Origin of the sequence: Vreelandella neptunia, assembly GCF_000712975.1 — a bacterium.
Taxonomy (GTDB): Bacteria; Pseudomonadota; Gammaproteobacteria; order Pseudomonadales; family Halomonadaceae; genus Vreelandella; species Vreelandella qaidamensis.
Genome location: NZ_JHQL01000004.1, coordinates 271,586 through 293,167 on the forward strand (window position 1 = coordinate 271,586; position 21,582 = coordinate 293,167).

The following is a 21,582-nucleotide window of genomic DNA, read 5'->3' on the forward strand; positions in this document are numbered from 1 at the left end:
TGGGCCAATACTAACTGATACGCTGATGTTATTCAGCGCTCCCCGCTCGAAACTCAGCCACTGCTCGCTTGGTCGCCTGCAAAAAATCAAATAAAAAAGAACTGTTACGAACAAGCCGCCAAACATATGAACTGCGCCCCAAAAGTTGGACACTCACCCAACAATTGGAGTGTTTTTCATGGCGAAATATAATGAAGAGCTCAAACTGTTAGTAGTACAAAGCTATACGGAAGGACAACAGGCCAGTATTCCTAACCTTTCAGCCCGCCAGTTTCAGGCTGAAAGACCCAGCCAGAGGTGGGTAACCGATGTCATGGAGTTCAATGTCCGAGGCGAAAAGCTCTACCTGTCTCCTTAGGCCGCTTAGTTTTTCACTGCTAACTGACCAAGTTGATGGGGTCAGTTTAAAGGGGGCAACGCACTCACGTTTTGCGGCACACGTTCAAAAGCCACTGCGTAGTAAACGGCGGTAACTTACTAACACTGCAAAAAATAATGGGACACCAAAGCATACAAATGACCATGCGTTATGCACATGTAGCCCCTGACCACCTGACGGAAGCCGTCACGTACGGGCCAAAATTTTAGACTGTAGACAGTTTGTAGACACTGGCAAAAAAGGTACAGCGGGGGAAGGAACTTAGAAGGGTAAGTCTTTGATTTAATGGTGGGCCCAGTAGGACTTGAACCTACGACCAAGGGATTATGAGTTGGCAACTATAACAATAAGTTACTGACAAATAAAGGGAAGTAGCCGTAATTTAGAAAAAGGTACAGTTCTTTTTAATCAGTAACTTAGCGAAAGTTAAGGATAGCACACGAAGCTGGTGTGTGTACTGCTGGTGTACCTTTTCAGGTCGGCAATAGAGTGGCCGCATGGCCCCCCTTCTGTGCTATCCTGTGGTTACCATGTAACACATGAGGATTGTGTCATGAGCGATGCTACCTTCACCTTTCGGGTCGACGAAAGCCTGAAAGCAGAATTTGCCAGTGCAGCCAAGGCTCACGATCGCACCGGGGCCCAGCTTATACGCGACTTTATGCGCAACTATGTAGCGCAGCAGCAGGAAGCGCAGGATTATAACGCCTGGCTGAATGCCAAGGTAGAGCAATCACGGGCCTCGGCAGAAGCTGGTAATCTGATACCTGCCGCCGATGTGGAAGCTAGGTTTGCTGCCCGCCGTGCGGCTACTCGTGCTCGTCTGGCGAAGTCTAAATGATGGAGTTGGTCTGGACGCCAGAGGCGATGCAGGATCGTGACGACATTTACGAATACATAGAGCCAGAGAATCCGCTGGCAGCCTTGACGTTGGATGAACTGTTTTCAGAGAAGGCGGCACAGCTGGTAGACCACCCTGACAGCGGACGGTCTGGCCGTGCTCCTGGATCCCGAGAGCTGGTTGTTCACCCCAGCTATATGTTGGTCTATGACGTTGTGGGGATGCAGGTGCGGGTACTGAGTGTGGTGCATACGGCTCGCCAGTGGCCGCCTTCTCTTGGATAAAAGCTAACAGAGAACCATGCCGGGCTCGTGGGCCTCACTCCTTATAATAACGAATGGGAACGACAGGGAGCCGTCAATGCATCGCATTAGCTGCATTCATATCGAGAACTTCAGAGCTTGCCGAAATGTCACCTTACCGCTGGACAGCTATACCCCCTTGGTAGGGCAGAACAATGCGGGAAAGTCCACGATACTTGAAGCCATTCGTTGGGTATTAAAGCCAAGCAATCTCAAGGCCTCTGATTTTCATGACGAGGAAGATCCTGTCTCCGTTGCCGCCTGTATTGATGGTATCTATGACGAAGTATTGGATCGGATTCCTCATGCTAGGCATCGTCAGGCGATTGAGCCTTACTGCAGGGATGGAAGGCTCTGGATTCGAGTTACCGCAGCTAACACTAAGTCTAAAAGCCAGGAAGTCTGGAGTGTGGATGAATGCCCTGTAGATGGCGTTCCCGAGCAATGGCAGGCCTACCCTACCGGACTCCCACAAGCCGTCTCCAGCCTATTACCTGAGCCGCTTCATGTGTTGGCCATGCATGATATTGGCGAAGATCTAGGCAAGGCCAAAACAGGAACAACGATTAAAGGGCTGCTGGATGAGATCATGAAGCCTTTGTTGGCGGCCCATGATGAGCTTACTACTGCGCTCGACACCATTCGCAATGTGCTGACCACGGGTGGAGAGCAACGCTCCAGCCATCTACAGCAGTTCGACACCAGTGCCACCGATGCGCTGGAGAATTTCTTCCCTGGCTTGGCGTTAGACCTGGATTTGCAAGTGGTAGACATTAAGGAGTTCTTTAAGGCGGGAGACTTGCACGTCACCGATACGGTCAGCGGTGACCGGCGACGTTTTGATCAGATGGGTACTGGTGCTCAACGCGCTATACAGATGGCACTGATTCGCTATTTAGCGGATGTGCGCCGTACCGAAGATGACCGGCTTTCCCGCCGCCTGTTGCTGATTGATGAGCCAGAACTGTATCTGCATCCTCAAGGTGTACGGCGACTGCGCGAAGCCTTGAAGACGCTTTCAAGTGCAGGTTTTCAGATAGTGTTTTCCACCCACTCTCCGCTTATGTTGAGCCGTGAAAATGCACCCAATACCGTGATTGTTGGCAATACGGTAGATGACGGTGTCACCGCTCGCAAGCCAATGAGTCAAGCTGTCCAGGACGCCCTTGAAGACGCTGAAAGTCAGTCACAAACCCTGTTTGAGCTGGGGAACCTAGTAGACATCTATTTCGCAGATCGGGTGGTTCTCTGCGAAGGGAAAACGGATCGACGGCTATTACCACTCGCATATGAAAAGCTTTACCAACGTTCACCCGACCTAGATCACATTGCGTTTGTTTCCGTTGGTGGTTGCAACAGCTTTGCCAAAGCTTTGTCGGTGCTTAGCGCCATGGATATACGTTCTTGTGCCATAGCTGACCTGGATTTTGCCTATACCAACGCAAGAAAAAGCGGACTATTGGAGCGCGATGGTGCTGATATAGCCGCTGCTAAGGCAGCCTTGAGCCGACTACAAACAGAAAATGGCTTTACTCTGAACGGCGGACTTCCACAGAGATGTAGCCAGTGGAGCGCAGCAGATATCTGGGCCTGCTTTGCATCAGACGAGGAAGGCCAAGTCATTGCCCAAGGCAGCCATGAAGCACTGAAGGCCTCTCGGGTTTGGGCCTGGCCGCAAGGCTGCATCGAGCAGGTAACCGGTGCGGACGATAAAGGCGAAGACGCCATTATGGAACAGGAACAGCAGTTGCGTGCAATGAGCGCCGCAGAAATAGAACAGCAGATGCCCGCTTTCAAAGCGTGCTTCGATTGGATCAGGAGTCTTTAATGCCCACGCTTGAGTTTAAGGGTAAGCAGTTTGTTTATTCCCACCACCATGGAGTTCCATTTCGTGAATTACAGGTGGTGCCGGACAAGTCCCTGTCCAACGAAGGCAAAAAGCCTTCACTGGATGACAATCTGATCATTCATGGTGATAACCTGGAAGCGCTCAAAGCGCTATTACCTACCCATGCAGGCAAAGTAGACTGTATCTTTATCGATCCACCCTACAATACCGGCAACGAAGGCTGGTGCTACAACGACAATGTGCGCTCGCCGCTGATGAAGGAATGGCTAAAGAAGTCAGCTAATCCAGTAGATAAGGAAGATCTTGAGCGGCATGACAAGTGGTTATGCATGATGTGGCCGAGATTATCTTTACTTCATGAGCTTCTCGCCGATACGGGAGTAATATTCGTATCAATAGATGATCATGAGGCTCATCGCCTAGAAATGCTCATGGAGGAAATATTTGGGAAAGAAAATAATCAGGGCCGTATCGTTGCCAGGCTAAATCCAAAGGGCCGCCATCTAGACCGTTTTTTTGCAAAAACCCATGAATACGTTCAGATTTTTTGCAAAAGGCAAGAAAGTGCAACCATCTATGGTATAGATAAAGATGAAAAAATGCTGGCGGAATACAATGAAGAAGATGAGGCGGGAAAGTTCCGTCTTATAGAACTAAGAAATAGAAACTCAGCATTCAACCCTGAAACAAGACCTAATCTATATTACCCGATATACGTCAATCCTGACGATGGGAAAGTTTCCCTTGAGAAAATTGGTCCATTTAGAGAGAAGGCTTTGCCGCTGGACTCTAGCGGGGAAGCTACTTGCTGGACATGGAACCCTAAAAAATTTGAAAAAGACCGCCACCTGCTAATTGGAAGGCCCGCCAGAGATGGCAGCTGGAGGGTATTCAGAAAAGATTATTTACCACCAGAGGCGGATGGCATCGCAAAAACTAAGCCAAAGACAATGTGGATTGATGCAGACCTGAATATGGATGCAAGCAGGAAAGTGGTGAGCGAAATCCTTGGTAAGAATGCTTTCGATTTTCCAAAACCTGTTTCCCTGATCAGTCGAATCCTGGAAATGGCGACAAGCAAAAATTCTATTGTTCTGGATTCTTTTTCAGGTTCAGGAACAACCGCTCACGCTGTCCTTGAAAGAAACAATAAAGATGGCGGCAACCGCCGCTTTATCATGATTGAATGTGAAGAGTACGCCGATACTCTGACCGCTGAGCGTGTTCGTCGAGTAATCAAGGGTTACCCTTACAAGGGCACCTATAGTGAAGAGCTTTATCGTGAAAATATTACATGGAGCACTTTCGAGAACAACAAAAAGCACAAGAAAGTAATGGATCAGGTGAATTCCATCGAAAACCTGAATGGTCACGAGTACGACAAGATCAAAAAACAGATCAAGGATGGCGTGCTCACCGTGACCGGTGAGCGCAAGGTGGAGAAAACCGCACCGGGGCTGGGTGGCAGCTTTACCTACTGCACCCTAGGCGAGCCTATTGATATCGAAAGCCTGCTGACAGGCAAGGATATGCCTGGTTTCGAGGCGCTGGCCCGTTATGTGTTCTACACCGCCACCGGGCAGTCACTGGAGAAAATCGGCAAACCTGCACCCGATGGCTTGATTGGCGAGACCGATCTCTTCCGGATACACCTGTTCTACCAGCCGAACACGGAGTGGCTGCGCTCCAATGAGGCGGCACTGAACGCTGAGCGGGTGGCTGCCATTGAGCAAAGCAACAAGAGCGGCAAACGCGCAATTGTCTTTGCGGTGGCCAAGTTCATGAGCCAGAAGGAGCTGACTGCCCGGCGCATCGAATTCTGCCAGCTGCCCTATGCCGTCCATCGGATTCTGGGAGACTGAGCATGGAGCTTAAGGAATACCAGCAAGGCGTGCTCGGCAAACTGGATCGCTACCTCACGGTGCTGGCTAAGCAGCGCGAAGAGGCGGAAGACTTCGTGGAATTTCAGAAGAGCAAGGGCAAGGCGGCTACCTTGGGTGATTACTGCCGGGATGCTTGGGATCAGCTCAATACCGAGCGGTTGTTGCCCTACCTCTACCAGAATGGCAATCCCGTGGTGGCCCCCTACTTGTCTCGCTATGACGGTCTGGGTGGCTCGATTCCCAATATTTGCCTGAAGGTGCCTACAGGCGGCGGCAAGACACTGCTGGCCACGGCCGCACTTGAACGCGTGCAGACCGATTATTTCAAACGCCAGACCGGACTGGTGCTGTGGGTAGTGCCATCGGAGGCGATTTACCGGCAAACCTGGAAGCAGCTGGCCAACCGGGAACATCCTTACCGACAGATGCTGGAACGCGCTTCTGGCGGGCGGGTGAAGCTACTGGAAAAGAGTGACGCCTTTACCCGCTGGGATGTGGAGGGCCAATTGTGCGTCATGCTGTTGATGCTGCCCTCGGCAGCCCGCAAGTCCAAGGAAACGCTGCGGCTGTTCCGCGACAGCGGCCGCTTCACCTCTTTCTTCCCGCCGGAAGACGCCAATGAAGCTATCGAGGCCCTGCTGCAACAGGTGCCCAACCTGGATCAAAATGACCTGGCTGATCTGGGATACAGCGACGGCATTGTGCCGGGTTCCGTCTCGGTCAAGCAAAGCCTGGGCAATGTCTTGCGGCTGGTGCACCCGGTGGTAGTTATTGACGAAGGTCACAAGGCCTATTCCGATACTGCCCGCGATACCCTGGCGGGCTTTAACCCTCGCTTTATCTTGGAACTCTCCGCAACGCCTAATACTAATGGTAAGCATCAATCCAATGTGCTGGTGAATGTGCCGGGGGCTGACCTCAAAGACGAGGAGATGATCAAACTACCGATCAATGTGATCAATGAGGGCAAGGGCGGCTGGAAGCACACGCTGTCTCTAGCACATGCCAAACAGCAGGAGCTGGAACAGGCAGGGCTGGCGTTTCAGAGCGAATCTGGTCGTTATATTCGCCCCATCGTGCTGGTTCGTGTGGAGCGTACCGGCAAGGAACAGCGTGACGCCGGGTTTGTACACGCAGAGGATGCACGTGAATACCTGCGTGACCAACTCGGAGTGAAGAAGGAGTATATCCGCCTCAAGACCTCCAGTGATGATGAGCTGGCGGATGAAGACCTGCTTTCACCCACCTCACCGGTGCGCTTCATTATCACCAAAGACGCTCTGCGCGAAGGTTGGGACTGCCCCTTTGCCTATGTGTTGGCGGTCTTGTCCCGTACCACTGCCACCACGGCACTGACCCAGATGATCGGGCGCGTATTGCGTCAGCCCCATGCTCGGGCAACTGGCGTAGAAACACTTGATGAGTGTTACGTCTTCACCTTCGATCAGGATGTGACAGAAGCCGTCAATGGTGTGCGCAAGGGGTTGGAAGATGAAGGCATGGCTGACCTGGCCTCCAGCGTCAAAGCCGTTGACCCAAACAGCGGGCAGGCCCGCAATATGCGCAGGGAGATCATCAACCGCAATAGCAAATTTTCCGGGTTGCCTCCGATCTTTTTGCCGCGTGTCCTACATCAGGATAGCGACACCCCAGATGGCTATCGTCCCCTAGATTATGAGCGGGATGTGCTGGGTGCTCTGGACTGGGAAGCCGTGCAATTCCTGACCTCCGATAAGGCTTCTATGAACGATGCCAAGCTGCAGCGTACAGTGGCTCGCATTAGCCTCGACCGGAGAGCAAAAGCAGGCGAACAGACGGTATTTGATCTAGAGCAGGAAGATATCGAAGTAATGCCAGAGGAAGGGCTGGACACACCCTACTTGGTGCGCCAGTTGCTAGACGTGGTGCCTAATCCCTGGCAAGGGATGCGCTTGCTAGAGGAAACCCTGACTGCCTTGCGAGCCAAAGGTGTCACCAATGAACAGATTTATATCAATCGACTGGACTTGGTGCAGACCATGAAGTCGGACTTGCGTGCGCAGGTGAACACCATGGCCGAATCACTGTTCCTCGCTAAACTGGAAAGCGGTGAAATTGCCCTTCGGCTGGTGTCATCAAATGACCCAGCTTTGAACTGGAAAATTGCCGAGACGCTGGAAATCGACGTATCTGATGTTGATCCGTTGCTATACCGCAAGAATGGTGAGCCGCTGGAAAAAAACCTTTTCGAAAAAGTCTATCAGAAAGAGTTTAATGACTTAGAAAAGAAAACGGCTTGGTATCTTGACGAAAGTCAGTGTGTTTACTGGTGGCACCGTATTGCTGTTAACCAGCGCTCCTACGGCTTGCAGGGCTGGCAACGTCACCGTGTCTACCCCGACCTGCTAGCATGTGTGCATGGTACCGAAAATGGAAAATTCCGATTCTCGGTGCTAGAAACCAAGGGCGATCATCTAAAAGGAAATGATGATACAGAGTACAAGCGCAAGCTGTTTGAGCTACTGACCCGATATGCCGATGTAACCGCAGAAGTTGGCCAGCTGGATCTTGAAGAGCAAGGGGACACAGTTAGTTTCCAGATGTTAATGGAAAAGGATTGGAAGCAAACTGTTTCTGAAGCTTTAAAGAAGTCCTAATATTGGGTGGCTAAGATGCTTTTGTTAAGGACCCACAACTTACGCAGAGAGCCTTAGTCACCCGCAACAACTTAGAGCACTGTATAAAGAGGAAGCTATGTATTTAGAAAAGATGACCGACACGGAGCTTCTTAACTTAAGGGATGAAGTAACACAAGAAATGCGTGCCCGGGCACGCTCTAAGCTTGAAGAAACAGCCGAGTATTACATTGGCATATTCGGTTCAGAGCAAGGTATGGAACAACTAGCAGAGTGCCTTTTCCAAGACATCGCTCAAAAAGTCTATCCAGGCAAATGGGCTGGTTTAGTATCCCATATTAATAAAATAAGTGGATGATTTTTAAAAAGCTGGTCTCCAGCAGACAGCAGACCTTTGATCATGTCGATACGAACGACCTCTCTACGCCCCTTCGTATCTACCGATTGCATGAGCAAACCCACAGGCGATAGAGAATCAATTTTGAAGCTGTAACGAGACATCCACATCCTTTCGCTCACCTTAAGTTCCAGCGCTTCTGGCTGCCGGCTACCAGGGCCATCACTTTGTCGTGAAGCTCTCTGACCCGTTTCTGAAGCTCTTCAATGCGAACCTGCTCACGATCCTGATCTTTAATGCGCAATCGATTTATGCCCAGTACACCTCCTCCTGAGCTTTCAATCAGATCAGAAAGTGCAAAAGATGCATTCAGCAAAGCTGAGCGCTCCTCCTCATTCATGACGGGTTCTCGAAGCAACGTTGCTCTTATAAGCGCTGAAGCCCAGCGAGTACGATTTCTGAACCCTTCATAATCTGCTCGCTCTTCGATCATGGTGCGCTCATGCTGTGTAAGCCGAACCGTAAGCTTGCATGACTTGGGCCCCCGGACAATGTCATGCCCTTCTTCGGCAATACTCTCTCCGCAAACGCGCTGAATCATTTCTCTTAGTACGTCTGACTCCGATCGGCCTGATGCTTCACAAAGGCGCTGCCAGGCTTCCTTCTCGGCTGGTGTCAGTCTGGTCTTGACCACTGCTGTTTCTATCATTTCGTCATCCTCTATCACGTGCTGCCCATCGAATCTGGTACCAAATGCCAGCATGTCTGTGGCAACTGCCACCACTTTGCGAATCCTGCCCTAGCTCCCAAAACGCTCATGGGTTTCGTACGCACGAAATTTTGACTCTGGCAGTGCCCTCTCTCGCGCTACGAATAGGGCGGTGGTACCACGTGCTGGCAGTTCGCGAATCCTGCCCTAGCCCTAGCTCTATACCCATTCATTCTTTTCGTACGCACGAAAATGGGTTCAGGGACGCGCTAGGCTACCCCGTTAGTAATACGCACGGACCTGTCTCAAACCTGCTCGTCGCCTGGGGCTGAGCGGGAGGCTTCGCCATTAGTAATAGGGGAGGCACTTGTCTCATCTTCAAGAACCTCTCCCCACTTGCGCCGGCGCTTGGCCATCTCAGCTTTCATCCACTGCCCGGCGGCGCGCATCTCGGCTCGCAGTTGCTCGATCTCCTCGGGTGTCAAATGTCGGTAGCTCATGAGGTCTCCTTCTGAGATGGATCACGCCGGAGCTCGGGATATATCGCTGCTCGCCATTGCCACTGAAGAACGCATACGGCAATACCGACCACACAGACAAACAGGGTACGAGCAGCCTCGCCATCGCCAGCAAGGGCGACGCTAATCAAACCAGGCAGTTCAGGGAGCAATGCCACAGACAACAGGATACCCACCACCAGTAACATGCCCGAGATGGTCAGCCCTACCCCACGCTTTACCCGTGCCCAGCGGACGCGACAGGTATCTAACCACTTGATATTGGTATTCATGACTTAGCCTCCTGTCATCGTGTTGCCAGCACCGAAACGCTTCTGGTAGGCACGATAGGCAGACTTGGCGCCACGGTAAGGAGAGGTTGCTGCACTGCCTACTAAGCGTACATCACGTTGAACGCCGCGATACTGACGGCGGATGGCTGAGGGACGCATCGCGGACATAGCAGAGCCCAGAGCGCCCTGAGTTGCCAATGCCACACCGCCGCCCAATGCAGAAGCAATGGCCGGCACCTGCTTAAGCACGAGGATGCCAAGAGCAAAAAAAGCAATCAGATAGGCACTTGTGGTCATACTGGCCATGCTGCCTGCCGAGGATTCCACGATGTTCATGAACGCTTCGCTGACATCGATGACCATGCGCCCAATGGCGGAACCCAAAACCAGCAGCATGCCGAAATTAATCACCATGCCCAGCCAGCTCTCGAAAAAGCGTTGGGTGCTGTTAAACAGCAGGCCGATGATAAAGAGCGGACCAATCGCCAACAGCACTGTCGTTGCCACCTTGCTGGCCAGCAGGAGAAAAGCCACTACGATGGCAACACCACCACCAAACACCATGATCAGAATTGCCACTAAATACATGCCGAAATCACCACTCATGACTCCCGCTTTATCCCAGGCCTGATCAGCTACGGCGAGAACGCGGGAGAACAGGCTGTCCAAAATGGCCGCGGCACCTCCATTGGACCCCGTGATGACTGCTGCTACCTTTTCCGGGCCGTGAGCCAGCACGTCCACCACGACGCCCATATAGGTACCGATCGTCAGTCCCAGTGTCATGATGAAGCCGATGCGAAGGATGCGAAAAATACCCTCCTGCAAGGGCTCATTGACTTTGCCAAACATCATCAAATAGCCCCAGATGGCAATCCAGACGATCAACATGCTGGTAAACATTGGAGTGATGTAAGCGATGAGGTCAGTAGCCGTGTTGACGATGTACTGGTCCAGTGCCTGATCAACCACGGAGAACATGCCTTCAAACAGGTTCATGAGTCCTCCTCGCTTTTGAGGCTAGACAGATCGAGCTCGAAGGGCTCACCGCTAGACAGTGCCCGCTCCGCTTGGAGTGCATTAATGCAATTCGGCGCCTCCTGGAGTTCGCCAGGGTTGTTCCCACACGTCTCCAGTGTCACCTTGCGCTCGTCGTCATGCGCTTTGTACCAGTCTACGGTCTGCACCGGGCCAGTATCCGGGGTGTCATCAAAGCACCCGGACTGCGCAACGCTGACCAGAACCACAACGGCGATATTTCGTGCGCACGAAATTTTCCTGGTACTCATAAAGCCTCCTTACCAATCAAGCTCGAAAGGTTCTCCTGATGAAGCGACACGCATCTGCTGAACCCGCTGAGCGTGAAGCGCCTGGTTGGCCTCGGCCTGCGAACGGAACATGGACAGTTTGGCCATCTCGTTTTGCAGCATGACTTGTTCGGCGCCGATACGGGCCTGGAGGTCCAGAATGTCTTTCTGGTCCGGGCTGTTGTTGACCTCAGACACCAAGCCCGTCAGCTCGCTGAAACGCTCCTGAGCCTGTTCCAGGGACTTTTGGGACTGGCCAAGCCAGGTCGCCGTGTTCTGGTTGCCGCTGTCGTACAGGTCCGCCACGTCGCCGGTCAGGCCATGTTCGTTCGCACCTCTGATGCCGGCGTCACTTAGCACCTGGTTAGGATCGACATTCACGGCAGTGTCATAGGCCGAGTCGATGACGTTGCCCAGGCCACGAACCCCGCTCATGCTGTCCAGCTCCTTATTGGCTGTTTCGAGCTGGCTTTTTAGTTGCTCGATTTGGGTAAGCATGTGCTGAACCTGCAAAATCTGCTGGGTCAGGCTCGACACGTCGATAACGGGAATCCCGCCTGCCATGGCTGGCTGCGATAGTCCGATGGTGGCCGCGAGGGCGACACCGGCCATTTTTCGTGCGCACGAAATTTTGTTGCTCATGATCAAACCTCCTTTTGACGATCCTGACGGGTCGCCTTGGCCTCCAGACGCCGTTTCGTTCTCTGGAGCGTGAGCGACCGCTTTTCAAAATCCAGACTTTTCAGGTCGATGGACTCCATCACCTCTTTCATCTCCTCGATGCAGGTGAAGAAGTCTTCGGGAAGGGCTTCCAACCCTTCGGTGAGAAAATCGCAGGCGTAACCGGCGATGATCACCAGAGTTTGAATCTCACTCTGGATGGCGTGCTGTTCGACCGCGTGTGATCGGTACAGCCGTGATAGGCCACTGTCGGTGAAGGCGGGTGTGATACCCTGTCTGTTAGCCATGGGTGCCTCCTATGCAGGCAGTCGTGGTTAGGTGCGGTCGGGGCCATCACCCCCGTTCCGCGCCGCTTGAGTTTTATGTGCGGAGGGTTCTGCGCATTTCTTCTACTGCAGGAGCTCCAACCTTGTCGCTGCCGTAATTTCTGGCTATCAGGTCTGCTCTTTGCTGGCCCAATAACTCAGCCATCTCCGCCCGAGTTAATTTTGATTCGGACCCAAGATAACTCTTGACCTTGGCCGCCTCGCTTTTATTTCTTGATGTACTCTGTGTTGTATTCTCTGTAATAGATTTGCCCTTTGGTCGAATCAAGGTTTGACCATCCTGATCACCAGATTGGCCAGAAGGGATAGTAGAATCGACCAAAGGGAAAAACTGGGAATTACAATCACTTCCAGAAGGGTCGTCGTCGAATTGCTCCGCCAGAAGCTCAAGCAAGCGCTCGCAGTTCACCCGATACCACATTTTTGCAGGTACATCTCTCCTTTCCTCTTCCAATACGCCAATTTCCACTAGCGATTTCCTAGCATTAGCCTGCTGCTTTGGAGAAAGCCCAGTTTCTGACTCCCAGCTATCTCTGCCACGCTGATTCTTATAAAACCACCCGCCTCTTTCCTCCGCCTTGGTGTTACGCGTCCAGTAAAATGCTTGGCTGAGAAAAACTGCACCAGGAACTGAAACGCCGGGAAGGAGCGTGAATGCGGCATGATAAGCAACTACCCTACCCAGGATCTTCTGTACTACCGAGGGACTAACACGCGCCATATTCAGAAGGCTCCAAATCCAGAGCGTCTTTGACTTGGAGCGTCCGGAAATAGACACGACGCCCTACCTTCACCATCGTCGGCTTCAGCTTTCGAGAGACCTCAGTATCTGAATAAAGAGAAACTCGCACACCATCGGGCGAACGACCAAGAAGATCCGCCAGGTCTGTTATGCTCATCAGTAGGCCGAACCGATCTACAAGATAGTCTTCGACTTTCATGGCTAGCACTCCATCAATCACATATCGACGTAATCAATGCTAACCAAGCAAAGTAAAAGCTCAAGCGCACGCTTCTTTCACAGCAATTAATGCACTATATATTGATTATCAATGTGTATTATTTTGAAGAAATGACGCGCGCAAAGAGCAAGAAATTTCAGAGACTTAAAGAATTAACAAAATTTAACAAATTCTACAGAAATGCGGCAAAGGCAACCGAAACGGGGCAATAATAATAAGAATAATAATATTGTTATTCTTATTATTATTGGTGGATATCTGCATTAGTAACGGACTGCTCGCTGGTTCCTTAACCACTGGCAACGAAGCACGAGCATCAGCGCAGCCAACTATAATCAAGGAATTTTTCTATTGGCTTTGAATTCGGTCTAGCTTCGAGACAAGATCTTCCGCCCTAAGATGCGTATACCATCTCAACATCTGCATAGACTTATGCCCACTGATCGCCGCGACCTCTTGGTCGGGGGGCCACGCTTACCGTCTCGGCCAAGTTCACCGAAGGGCACCAGGCCGCGGTCGAGTGGACGCACCGGATTGTTCAGCGCCTGTTTGAACACCTCGATGGCGGCTTGGGTCAGAGGCACAGGAGGACTTCGTTGTTCTAAAACTCCTTCCTGGAAAATCTAATATTTAACAATCTTCCTTTAACATAAACTATTGGTCCTCTGAAAGCTCTCTTAAAATCTTTGGTATAACCCTACTAATACGAAGAGACTGGAACCCAGATTCAGCGGCAACCCTCCTTTCCAGCTCGTTATATACTTCTATTACCCATTCCTTTTCGACTTTAAGATCATGCTCTATTCGGCTGTGAGAATACCTGTTCGCAAGCGCTAGAGAGATATATCGCCAATTCTGCTTTGGAGAACTCAACCATACCTCTACAAACTCTTCGGCTTGGATATGATTAAACAATGGTATCATTGCATATTTATTTTCCCCATTACTAGTAGGGGACACCTTCTCCAAAAATTGCTTTGCATCATTCAGCATAAGGATTTTAAGGTCGCCCCATATTTTTGGAATCTGATATTCTAACGCCTTCTCCCGGGCCATTATCAAATGATCCCATACGGCCTTGAAATAATCTGCTGCGGACTCTGAAACCCAATACCCCATTCCATCGTACGAACGATTAAATTCTTCATACCATTGCCAGTCCGTACCTCTGGGAGGAAGATCACCTGATTTTAGCAAATCGTCTATATAGGCCATACAGGATGCTGTTAATTCTTCAAGACTTCCTGACTCTATGCCTTTTTCGACCATCATCATTTTTAGTGAAAAAATGTGGAGCATTTCTCCGGAGTTGGTCACTGATCGCTCTGCAAACTGTCGATTCATCTTTTCTCTTGCCGCTTCAACGGCTGTATCATCAATCTCATCGAAGTTAATTACCACTTTCCATGGAGGAGCTTCTGACGGCTCAATAAAGTAAGAAGAACTATCTAGGCATTCCTGAATTGCTGCCTCTGGATACCGACCTTCAAAAAGCATTGAAAAAATAACATTATCGCTCAACAAAGAGCTCGCCAAGTCGATGGAATTATACCTTTCATCGGCTATCATTAAATTCGGCTTTTCGGGCTTTTCATCCTTACTTAACCCTAATTTTAAGTGATATCCCATGATGACACGCTGTCTATCTCTTAGCGAATCGCGATCGAGACGAGACATACGAGTCTCAATATCTATTGCCGTAAAAAACTTAACCAGTTCGCTCATTGCGCTTGAGTTCGATAAGTGTTTATCCGTCAAACAATGAGACAGGCGACCAACATCCTCAATAACATGACGCAAAACACGGAGCGATTGAACTTCTGACGAACTAAAAGTTTCGAGAATATCTTTTCGATATCTAGAAACAAACTTTTTCGCCCGCCGATCTATATTCTTCTCAAGGAATGAGACAAATGCCTCATCAACAAGGGCTTCAACACGAACCGTTTGTCCGAATACTTTCTCCTTCATGACGAAAAACTCTTTCGCCACTTCTTCATCATGAGCTATTGCTACAACGCGGAATTTATGATGCTCAACATACGAATTAATCACTCCAAGCAGGTCTTTTATCACTAAACCGCTTCGCTCAATATCATCAAATATCAAGGTACGATCAGGCTTTATGTCACGCTTGAATATAGCGTTAAAGACGCTTGGTGTGAGACCGGCTAATGCGAAAAATCCTCCACCTGCTGCCACTTTTTCACTTGCTTGGTTCAGCGACGCGCTCGCTTTCGATAACTTAGGTGAAGCAACAGCCATAACTTCAGCATGTAGCTGTTCGACTGTTTGCACACCAAACAAGCTTACGTAATACCGTTTTTCTTCAGAAATACACTTGAGAACCTGATAGGTTTTTCCGGCGCCCCATTCGCCTGTAACAAGCACAGCATATCCAGGCTCTTCAAGAGACTGATAGAAACTCAGATATTCCTCAAGGTGAGTTGCCATTTTTACTTTCCGCTTCTCGGTTTGGGCAAAATCAACGGCTCTTTTATACAATCCACTCAGCTTTTTCAGCATGCAACAACCTTTGACAACTGAATCGCCCCCCGGTCTTCTAGACACCCGTCAGGCTCTGGGTATAACGCCGTTCGTACTCCATCGCGCAGCTTAAGACGCCTATTCAGCCCTGTCCTTTCCTAAAAGAATCATAGTCAAAACCTTTTTATACGATCTAGCTTATCGACAAGATCTTCCGCCCTCAGATGCGTATACCGCCTCAACATCTGCATGGACTTGTGACCACTGATTGCTGCAACCTCCTGGTCAGAAAGCCCTGCTTCTACTAATCGGCTGACCGCCTCATGTCTTAAGTCGTGGAAGCGGAAGTCATCGAGTCCGGCCTTCTTCTTCGCCTGGTTCCATAGCTTGGTGTAGGCGTAGGGACCGCGCTTTCCGTCCCTACCAGGCTCACCGAAGAACACCAGGTCACAGTCGGGCGGGCGCACCGGGTTGTTCAGCGCCTGCTTGAACACTTCGGTGGCGGCCTGGGTCAGCGGTACCAGGCGGGCTTCGTTGTTCTTGGTGTCGGTAAGGCGCACCACGCGGCGTTTCACGTCGACCTGGGAGCGGGTGAGGGTCAGGATCTCCGACGAGCGCATGCCCGTCTCCAGAGCGATTCTGGCGATCCAGGCCAGCATGGGGTTGCTGTGCTGCCTCAGGACGGCGAACAGGCGTTTTTCCTCATCGGGACTCAGGCGGCGGTCGCGTCCTTCTCCCGGGCTCGGCTTGCGGATGTTCTGGACGGGGTTGTAGGTCAGGCCCAGACCCCATTCCTGGATGGCCACGGTGTAGAGATGGCCGAGCAAGGCGAGCTCCAGGCGCACGGTATTGGCGCTGATAGGCTGGCCACGATGGCCAATGCTGTTCAGGCGGGTGTCACGGAAGTTGGCAATCAGCTCCGGCGTCAGGGCCGCGAGTGAGTACTTGCCCAAGTGCTCGATCAGCGTTCTGGCCTTGTTGCGCTCGCTCGTCTGGGTGCTGGGTTTCTTGGTGGGGGTGACATCGGCCAGGTAGCGCTTGAGGGCGGCTTCGAGCGTCATGCGCTCCGAGGCGCTGCGCTGGATATAGACGCCACGCACCATTTCGTCTTCGGTGCGGCGTGCCCAGTCCTGGGCGTCACGCTTGGTGCGGAAGGTCTTGGCGGTGGTGGGCCAGCCGGTCTTGCGGATGACGGCTTTCCAACTGCCGGCGGGGGTCTTGACGATGGTGGCCATGAAGGTCTCCAGGGGGCTGAAGGATCGGCACTGTACCGAAACTGTACCCTTGGACTATGGGACTCACCACAGAAAATTCTTAAGTAGTTGATCTGAATGGTGGGCCCAGTAGGACTTGAACCTACGACCAAGGGATTATGAGTCCCCTGCTCTAACCAACTGAGCTATAGGCCCGCAAAGCGTGCATATAATAGCGAATGTGTTCGGGCGAGGCTACCCCCTGTAGCGCTATCTTGTGGCAATAGCAGCAATTTTTTAGGGGCACTTATTGAAAAGTATGGGGTCTGGTAGTGAGTTCCTACTGCGGAGACGCGCTGTGAAAGCTTTGATTGCTCTTATCCCGCTATTGTTGGCGGTGCCGGTACATGCGGATTGGCAGCTAGATCCTGGTCAGTCGCGGGTACAAGCGTCTATTACCCAATTAGATGGCGACGCCCCACAAACCCATCACCATCAGGTGAATAATTTGCAGGGCGATATTTCTGCCGATGGCACCCTGCGCCTGCCGTTGCGTTTGAGCCAAACGGATTTGCTGACTCGCTTTGGTGATTTGCCGCCGTGGGTGGGGTTACTGGCCAATACCACGCTGGTCACGCTGGTTGCGCAAATGCCACCCGAGCGGTTGGATGGCTTAGACATTGGTGAATCCATGGTGGAAACGCTTAGCTTTCGGGTGCAAACCGATTTGATCAACCAGGAAGAAGCGGTACCGCTGCGCTTTACCCGTGAAGGGCTGAACGAGGTGCGTGTTACCCATGCTGAACCGATGGCGATGGATGGCCGCGCGCTGATGGCTAACAGCACGGTGCGAACCGTGCTGTCGTTGCTGGGCTATCAGGAGATTGACGAGCATGTACCGGTCACCTTGAATGCGCTGCTGGTGAACCGCTAGTACGCTGTCAATCCCTCTCCTTTCAGTGGCTGAGTGTCTCCACATCTCCTGCCAGGGCAGCGCCGGTTTGTACTCGCCACTGGGCAGCATAGTGGCCATCAGCCGCCAGCAGACTTGCGTGGTTGCCGCGTTCAGCCACTTGGCCTTTCTCAATCACCACGATTTCATCGGCATGCACAATGGTCGAAAGCCGGTGGGCAATCATAATCACCGTGCGGCCATGGGCGATGCGTTTTAGCGAACGCTGAATAGCAGCTTCAGTTTCGTTATCCACCGCGCTAGTGGCTTCATCCAGCACTAGAATCGGCGGATCTTTAAGCAGCGCCCTGGCCAGCGAAAGCCGCTGACGCTGTCCGCCAGAGAGTAATACCCCTCGCTCGCCAACCGGGGTTTCCAACCCTTGGGGCAGCGTTTCAATAAAGCTCCAGGCTTCGGCGGTTTTGGCGGCGTCAATAATCTCGGCCTCCGAGGCATCGGGTTTGCCGTAAGCAATGTTATCGCGAATGCTGCCTTCAAACAGGTATACGTCCTGGCTCACCAACCCTATCGCTTGGCGCAGCGAGTGCATGCTGACCTCCGTGATCGGCTGACCATCGACCAGTACGCGACCGCTGGCAGGGTCGTAAAAGCGCAGCAGCAATTTGATCAGGGTCGATTTGCCGGAACCGGTAGCGCCTACCAACGCTAGGGTGTTGCCTGCGGGCACGTGGAGATCTACGCCACTCACCCCCACCTGGCTCGCGGCATAGTGGAAGCTCACGGCTTCGAAGCGCACTTCGCCTTTCACGGGCGCAGTAAGAGGCGTTGTACTCTCATCTTTCACCGTAATTGGCACTTCCAATAGGTCAAGAATACGCTTGGTGCTGGCCATTGCGCGCTCGAACAGGTCAATCACTTGGGCAAGTCCAGTGAGCGGCCACAGCAAACGCTGGGTAAGGAAAACCAGGACGCCATAAGCACCTACATTCAGGCTGCCGTTCAGCGCCATCATGCCGCCGACGGTAAAGGTGGCGAGAAAGCCCGCCAAAATCGCCATACGGATCACAGGTATAAACGCGGAGCTGACCTTTATCGCCCGGCGGTTGGCTTCTAAATAGGCTTCGCTGGCATCACGGAGGCGCTCGGCTTCCCGTGTTTCACTGGTAAAGCTTTTGATAGTGGCAATGCCGCTTAGATTATTAGAAAGGCGGCTGGCAAGGTCACCAACTTTTTCACGCACATCGCTGTACAGCGGCCCAGCTTTACGTTGGAAGAAGAAGGCACCCCAAATGATCAGTGGGATTGGGGTAAACGCCAATAAAGCGATAAGCGGCGACAGCACAAAGAACACCGCACCCACCGCTACTACGGTCACGCCCACTTGAATCAGCGCATTGGCACCGCCGTCCAGGAAACGCTCCAGCTGGTTCACGTCGTCGTTCATGGTGGCAACGAGCTGACCGGAGCTTTTTGATTCAAAAAATGCCATGTCCAATCGCTGGGCATGCTCGTAGGTGTCCTGGCGCATATCCGCCTGTAGCCGCTGGGCAAGGTTGCGCCAGAGAATTTGGAATAGGTACTCGAACAGCGACTCCCCCGCCCAGATAAAGAACGTCAGCACCGCCAGAATGGTGATTTGTTGATGGGGCGTTTCAAACCCCAGCCGCGCTACAAAGCTGTTTTCCTGATTTACCACCACATCAATCGCCACACCGATCAGAATTTCCGGAGCGATATCAAATAGCTTATTAATAATGGAGCAGGCGGTGGCCGCAGCAATCCGCCGCCGATAACCTCTGGCATAGCGCAGCAGCCGCACGAGCGCTTGAAAGCTTTGGTTTGAAGACGTCGCTTGAGCGTGAGGTGGTGAAGAAGCCACATCGGTTCCTTTTAGAAGTTATTGAGAGAATAGAGAGAGAACGAGAACTATGGGCTGAAGTTACTGAGTGGCACTTATGCCGACTGAGCCACGCGACGCACGTTAGCCAGCAAGGGGCTGCCGGTATCCGGGTCAAGCAGCAGCGTGCAATCTACCTGGTAAAGCTCGCGTACCAACTCAGGCGTCACCACCTCAGCGGGCGCCCCCTGAGCAATAATCTGGCCATCGCGCATGGCAATCAGGTTGTCTGAATAACGGCAGGCACTGGCGAGGTCATGCAATACCATTACGACCGTGCGGCCATGGCAAGCTAAGTGGCGCACTAACTCAAACACTTCAATCTGGTGGCCTAAGTCTAGCGCAGAGGTCGGCTCATCTAATAGCAGTAGCGGCGTTTGCTGGGCAATAGTCATCGCGATCCAGGCGCGCTGGCGTTGCCCTCCGGAAAGCGCTTCTAACGGCCGGTCGGCGAGGTCTTCCAAACCAGCAGCATCGAGCGCGTATTGCACCACGCGCTGGTCTTCCGCCGACCATTGACGCAGCCAGCCTTGGTGGGGCTGGCGGCCAAAGCGAATCAATTCAGTGACGGTTAGCCCTTCTGGAGCCACCGCCTCCTGGGGCAACAGTGCTAACTGGGTGGCTAACTGACGCGCAGGCAGGCGTTGAATATCCTGACTATCCAGCAGTACCGCACCGCTGTCTGGTTTGTGCAAACGAGCAAGGCCAGAAAGTAGCGTTGATTTACCGCAGCCGTTAGGGCCAACAATGGCAGTAACCTGCCCGCTGGGCAGGCTAACGCCCAGGTCTTCAATCACTCGGCGCTGGCCATAGCTCATGCACAGCGCATTGGTGGCAAGCATTGGTGAAACATGCTCTGGTGAAACATGCTCGGGGGAAATAAGTTCTGGTGAAATATGTTCTGCTGAAATAAGTTCTGGCGAAAGAGACGAGTTGTTCATGGGCGGCTCCGTTGTGGGCGCATTAATATCCATAGCAGCCAGGGCCCGCCTACCACCGCCGTGACAATGCCCACGGGAATTTCAATCGGTGCCAAGAGAGTGCGCCCAGCAAGGTCGGCCAGCACCATCACCAGTGCTCCCGCCAGCGTGGCGGCTAGTATGGGCACCTGGCGGGCGCTGGAAAGCGAGCGGGCAATTTCAGGGCCAATCAGCGCGACCATGCCCACCGGCCCCGCTACGGCAACAGCAAAAGCGGTAAGCACGACAGATAGCATCAGGATCTGTAGCCTGCGGGCTTTGACACGAACTCCGAGACCGCTGGCAGTGGCGTCGTTAAAGCGCAGTAGCGTCAGTGAACGCGCCAACGCCAAGGCGGCAATAATCCCCAATGCCAAGCCAATACCCAACAATTGCACAGCACCGCCTGGCCGGGCATTGAGTGATCCTACCGTCCATGGGTAGGCGGCATTGGCGGTGTCAATCGCTACCCGTGCCAGCATTAATTGAGTGACAGCACCAAACATTGCCCCCACGCCAATGCCCGCGACAATAAATCGATACCCCTGCGTGCCACTGCCTGCCGCGAGGCCAAAGGTAAGCACGGCGGCGGTCGTCGCCCCAGCCAAGGCCATCGCTGGCGGTGCAATCGACACGCCCATGCCCACAATAGAAGCCACTGCAAACGCCGTCGCACCATTATCAATTCCGATAATACCGGGCGTGGCTAGGCGATTGCGTGCCAAGGTTTGCAACAAAATGCCTGAAAGTGCGAACGCCGCTCCGGTAAAGCAAGCAGCGATTAAACGAGGCAAACGCAGCTCCTGAACCATAAAGGCCGTCATCATATCGCCCTTACCTAACACGGCAGGAATAACCTCGCTTGGCGCCAGCGGCACGCTACCTAAGCTTAGATAAAGCAAGCACGCTGCCAGCAGCGCAAGCAACAAACCCATATTGACGGATAGCGCGCGCTTTTCGAGCAAAAAACTATAGCCCCAACGGGGCAGCGCGATATGCCAGTAGCCCTCTGGCGCTAGTACGCTATCGGCATGTTCCGCGGCATGGTTTGGAACAGCATGGTTTGTAACAGCATGGCTTCGGCGGGTGGCAACGCCCGTTAAAGACGAATGATTCGCCATTATTTTCATATCAACACATCACCAAAATGAC

23 protein-coding genes, 1 tRNA gene and 1 pseudogene are annotated in these 21,582 nt (G+C 52.4%); 9 read left to right on the top strand and 16 right to left on the bottom strand.

The genetic code is table 11. From position 1 onward, the window contains the following. The first annotated feature begins 178 nt into the window (after positions 1–178). The 8 genes from CR46_RS18340 to CR46_RS0113365 all read left to right on the top strand — a co-directional run bounded on the left by CR46_RS18340 (position 179) and on the right by CR46_RS0113365 (position 8,227). On the top strand, positions 179–358 hold the full coding sequence (locus CR46_RS18340; protein ID WP_030073691.1) for a hypothetical protein: 180 nt from the start codon (positions 179–181) through the stop codon (positions 356–358). A gap of 71 nt (positions 359–429) precedes the next feature. Continuing rightward, positions 430–588, top strand: coding sequence for a tyrosine-type recombinase/integrase (locus CR46_RS18220; protein WP_156963070.1), 159 nt, complete (start codon positions 430–432; stop codon positions 586–588). A 344-nt stretch (positions 589–932) separates the two neighbouring features. Beyond that, positions 933–1,220, top strand: a complete 288-nt coding sequence (locus CR46_RS0113340; RefSeq protein ID WP_030073693.1) for a CopG family ribbon-helix-helix protein — start codon at positions 933–935, stop codon at positions 1,218–1,220. Further along, positions 1,217–1,504: a type II toxin-antitoxin system RelE/ParE family toxin gene (locus tag CR46_RS0113345; protein ID WP_198023735.1), complete on the top strand. Its 288-nt coding sequence runs from the start codon at positions 1,217–1,219 to the stop codon at positions 1,502–1,504. The genes CR46_RS0113340 and CR46_RS0113345 overlap by 4 nt, the downstream gene beginning before the upstream one ends. Positions 1,505–1,580: 76 nt before the next feature. Continuing rightward, positions 1,581–3,350, top strand: a complete 1,770-nt coding sequence (locus CR46_RS0113350) for an ATP-dependent nuclease (protein WP_030073696.1) — start codon at positions 1,581–1,583, stop codon at positions 3,348–3,350. Then, a complete protein-coding gene (locus tag CR46_RS0113355) occupies positions 3,350–5,233 on the top strand; it encodes a site-specific DNA-methyltransferase (protein WP_030073698.1) in 1,884 nt (627 codons plus the stop codon). Before CR46_RS0113350 ends, CR46_RS0113355 begins: the two co-directional genes overlap by 1 nt. Before the next feature lie 2 nt (positions 5,234–5,235). Further along, entirely contained in the window at positions 5,236–7,890 is a 2,655-nt protein-coding gene (locus tag CR46_RS0113360; RefSeq protein WP_030073700.1) for a DEAD/DEAH box helicase, read from the top strand. Positions 7,891–7,987: 97 nt separating this feature from the next. Continuing rightward, a complete protein-coding gene (locus CR46_RS0113365) occupies positions 7,988–8,227 on the top strand; it encodes a hypothetical protein (protein ID WP_030073702.1) in 240 nt (79 codons plus the stop codon). Between the two features lie 157 nt (positions 8,228–8,384). Here CR46_RS0113365 and CR46_RS0113370 read toward each other — a convergent pair whose 3' ends face one another. From CR46_RS0113370 to CR46_RS0113425, 12 genes are all read right to left on the bottom strand, one after another. Continuing rightward, positions 8,385–8,915 (bottom strand): hypothetical protein, encoded by a 531-nt coding sequence (locus CR46_RS0113370; RefSeq protein ID WP_156963071.1) that lies wholly within the window; start codon positions 8,913–8,915, stop codon positions 8,385–8,387. A gap of 305 nt (positions 8,916–9,220) precedes the next feature. Next, positions 9,221–9,415, bottom strand: coding sequence for a hypothetical protein (locus tag CR46_RS0113375; RefSeq protein ID WP_030073706.1), 195 nt, complete (start codon positions 9,413–9,415; stop codon positions 9,221–9,223). Next, the gene (locus tag CR46_RS0113380) at positions 9,412–9,705 is read right to left on the bottom strand and encodes a hypothetical protein (protein ID WP_030073707.1); all 294 of its coding nucleotides are present in this window, start codon (positions 9,703–9,705) and stop codon (positions 9,412–9,414) included. The genes CR46_RS0113375 and CR46_RS0113380 overlap by 4 nt, the downstream gene beginning before the upstream one ends. 3 nt (positions 9,706–9,708) lie before the next feature. Then, positions 9,709–10,704 (bottom strand): TrbL/VirB6 family protein, encoded by a 996-nt coding sequence (locus CR46_RS0113385; RefSeq protein WP_030073709.1) that lies wholly within the window; start codon positions 10,702–10,704, stop codon positions 9,709–9,711. After that, positions 10,701–10,994 (bottom strand): EexN family lipoprotein, encoded by a 294-nt coding sequence (locus CR46_RS0113390; protein ID WP_051690185.1) that lies wholly within the window; start codon positions 10,992–10,994, stop codon positions 10,701–10,703. Before CR46_RS0113390 ends, CR46_RS0113385 begins: the two co-directional genes overlap by 4 nt. 9 nt (positions 10,995–11,003) lie before the next feature. After that, on the bottom strand, positions 11,004–11,654 hold the full coding sequence (locus CR46_RS0113395; RefSeq protein WP_030073713.1) for a TrbJ/VirB5 family protein: 651 nt from the start codon (positions 11,652–11,654) through the stop codon (positions 11,004–11,006). Between the two features lie 2 nt (positions 11,655–11,656). Then, complete coding sequence (locus CR46_RS0113400) at positions 11,657–11,980, bottom strand: hypothetical protein (RefSeq protein WP_027967759.1); 324 nt, start codon at positions 11,978–11,980, stop codon at positions 11,657–11,659. 73 nt (positions 11,981–12,053) lie between these two features. Further along, positions 12,054–12,740, bottom strand: a complete 687-nt coding sequence (locus tag CR46_RS17995) for a hypothetical protein (protein WP_030073718.1) — start codon at positions 12,738–12,740, stop codon at positions 12,054–12,056. Continuing rightward, positions 12,727–12,960 (bottom strand): hypothetical protein, encoded by a 234-nt coding sequence (locus tag CR46_RS0113410; protein ID WP_030073720.1) that lies wholly within the window; start codon positions 12,958–12,960, stop codon positions 12,727–12,729. Before CR46_RS0113410 ends, CR46_RS17995 begins: the two co-directional genes overlap by 14 nt. Positions 12,961–13,635: 675 nt before the next feature. Further along, on the bottom strand, positions 13,636–15,507 hold the full coding sequence (locus CR46_RS0113415; RefSeq protein WP_051690186.1) for a P-loop NTPase fold protein: 1,872 nt from the start codon (positions 15,505–15,507) through the stop codon (positions 13,636–13,638). Between the two features lie 134 nt (positions 15,508–15,641). Then, entirely contained in the window at positions 15,642–16,703 is a 1,062-nt protein-coding gene (locus CR46_RS0113420; RefSeq protein WP_030073723.1) for a tyrosine-type recombinase/integrase, read from the bottom strand. Positions 16,704–16,800: 97 nt separating this feature from the next. After that, positions 16,801–16,877 (bottom strand) — tRNA-Ile (locus tag CR46_RS0113425). A gap of 142 nt (positions 16,878–17,019) precedes the next feature. Here CR46_RS0113425 and CR46_RS0113430 point away from each other — a divergent pair. Then, the gene (locus CR46_RS0113430) at positions 17,020–17,595 is read left to right on the top strand and encodes a hypothetical protein (RefSeq protein ID WP_051690187.1); all 576 of its coding nucleotides are present in this window, start codon (positions 17,020–17,022) and stop codon (positions 17,593–17,595) included. Between the two features lie 22 nt (positions 17,596–17,617). Here the strand turns inward: CR46_RS0113430 and CR46_RS0113435 are convergent, their stop codons facing one another. From CR46_RS0113435 to CR46_RS0113445, 4 genes and pseudogenes are all read right to left on the bottom strand, one after another. Continuing rightward, a complete protein-coding gene (locus CR46_RS0113435; protein WP_030073728.1) occupies positions 17,618–19,453 on the bottom strand; it encodes an ABC transporter ATP-binding protein in 1,836 nt (611 codons plus the stop codon). A 74-nt stretch (positions 19,454–19,527) separates the two neighbouring features. Then, positions 19,528–20,289, bottom strand: a complete 762-nt coding sequence (locus tag CR46_RS0113440) for an ABC transporter ATP-binding protein (protein WP_232222399.1) — start codon at positions 20,287–20,289, stop codon at positions 19,528–19,530. Further along, positions 20,261–20,356: pseudogene (locus CR46_RS18690) on the bottom strand (hypothetical protein); the annotation flags it as partial. The gene CR46_RS0113440 and the pseudogene CR46_RS18690, both read right to left, overlap by 29 nt. A gap of 52 nt (positions 20,357–20,408) precedes the next feature. Next, positions 20,409–21,560, bottom strand: a complete 1,152-nt coding sequence (locus CR46_RS0113445) for a FecCD family ABC transporter permease (protein WP_030073731.1) — start codon at positions 21,558–21,560, stop codon at positions 20,409–20,411. Between the last annotated feature and the right edge of the window lie 22 nt (positions 21,561–21,582).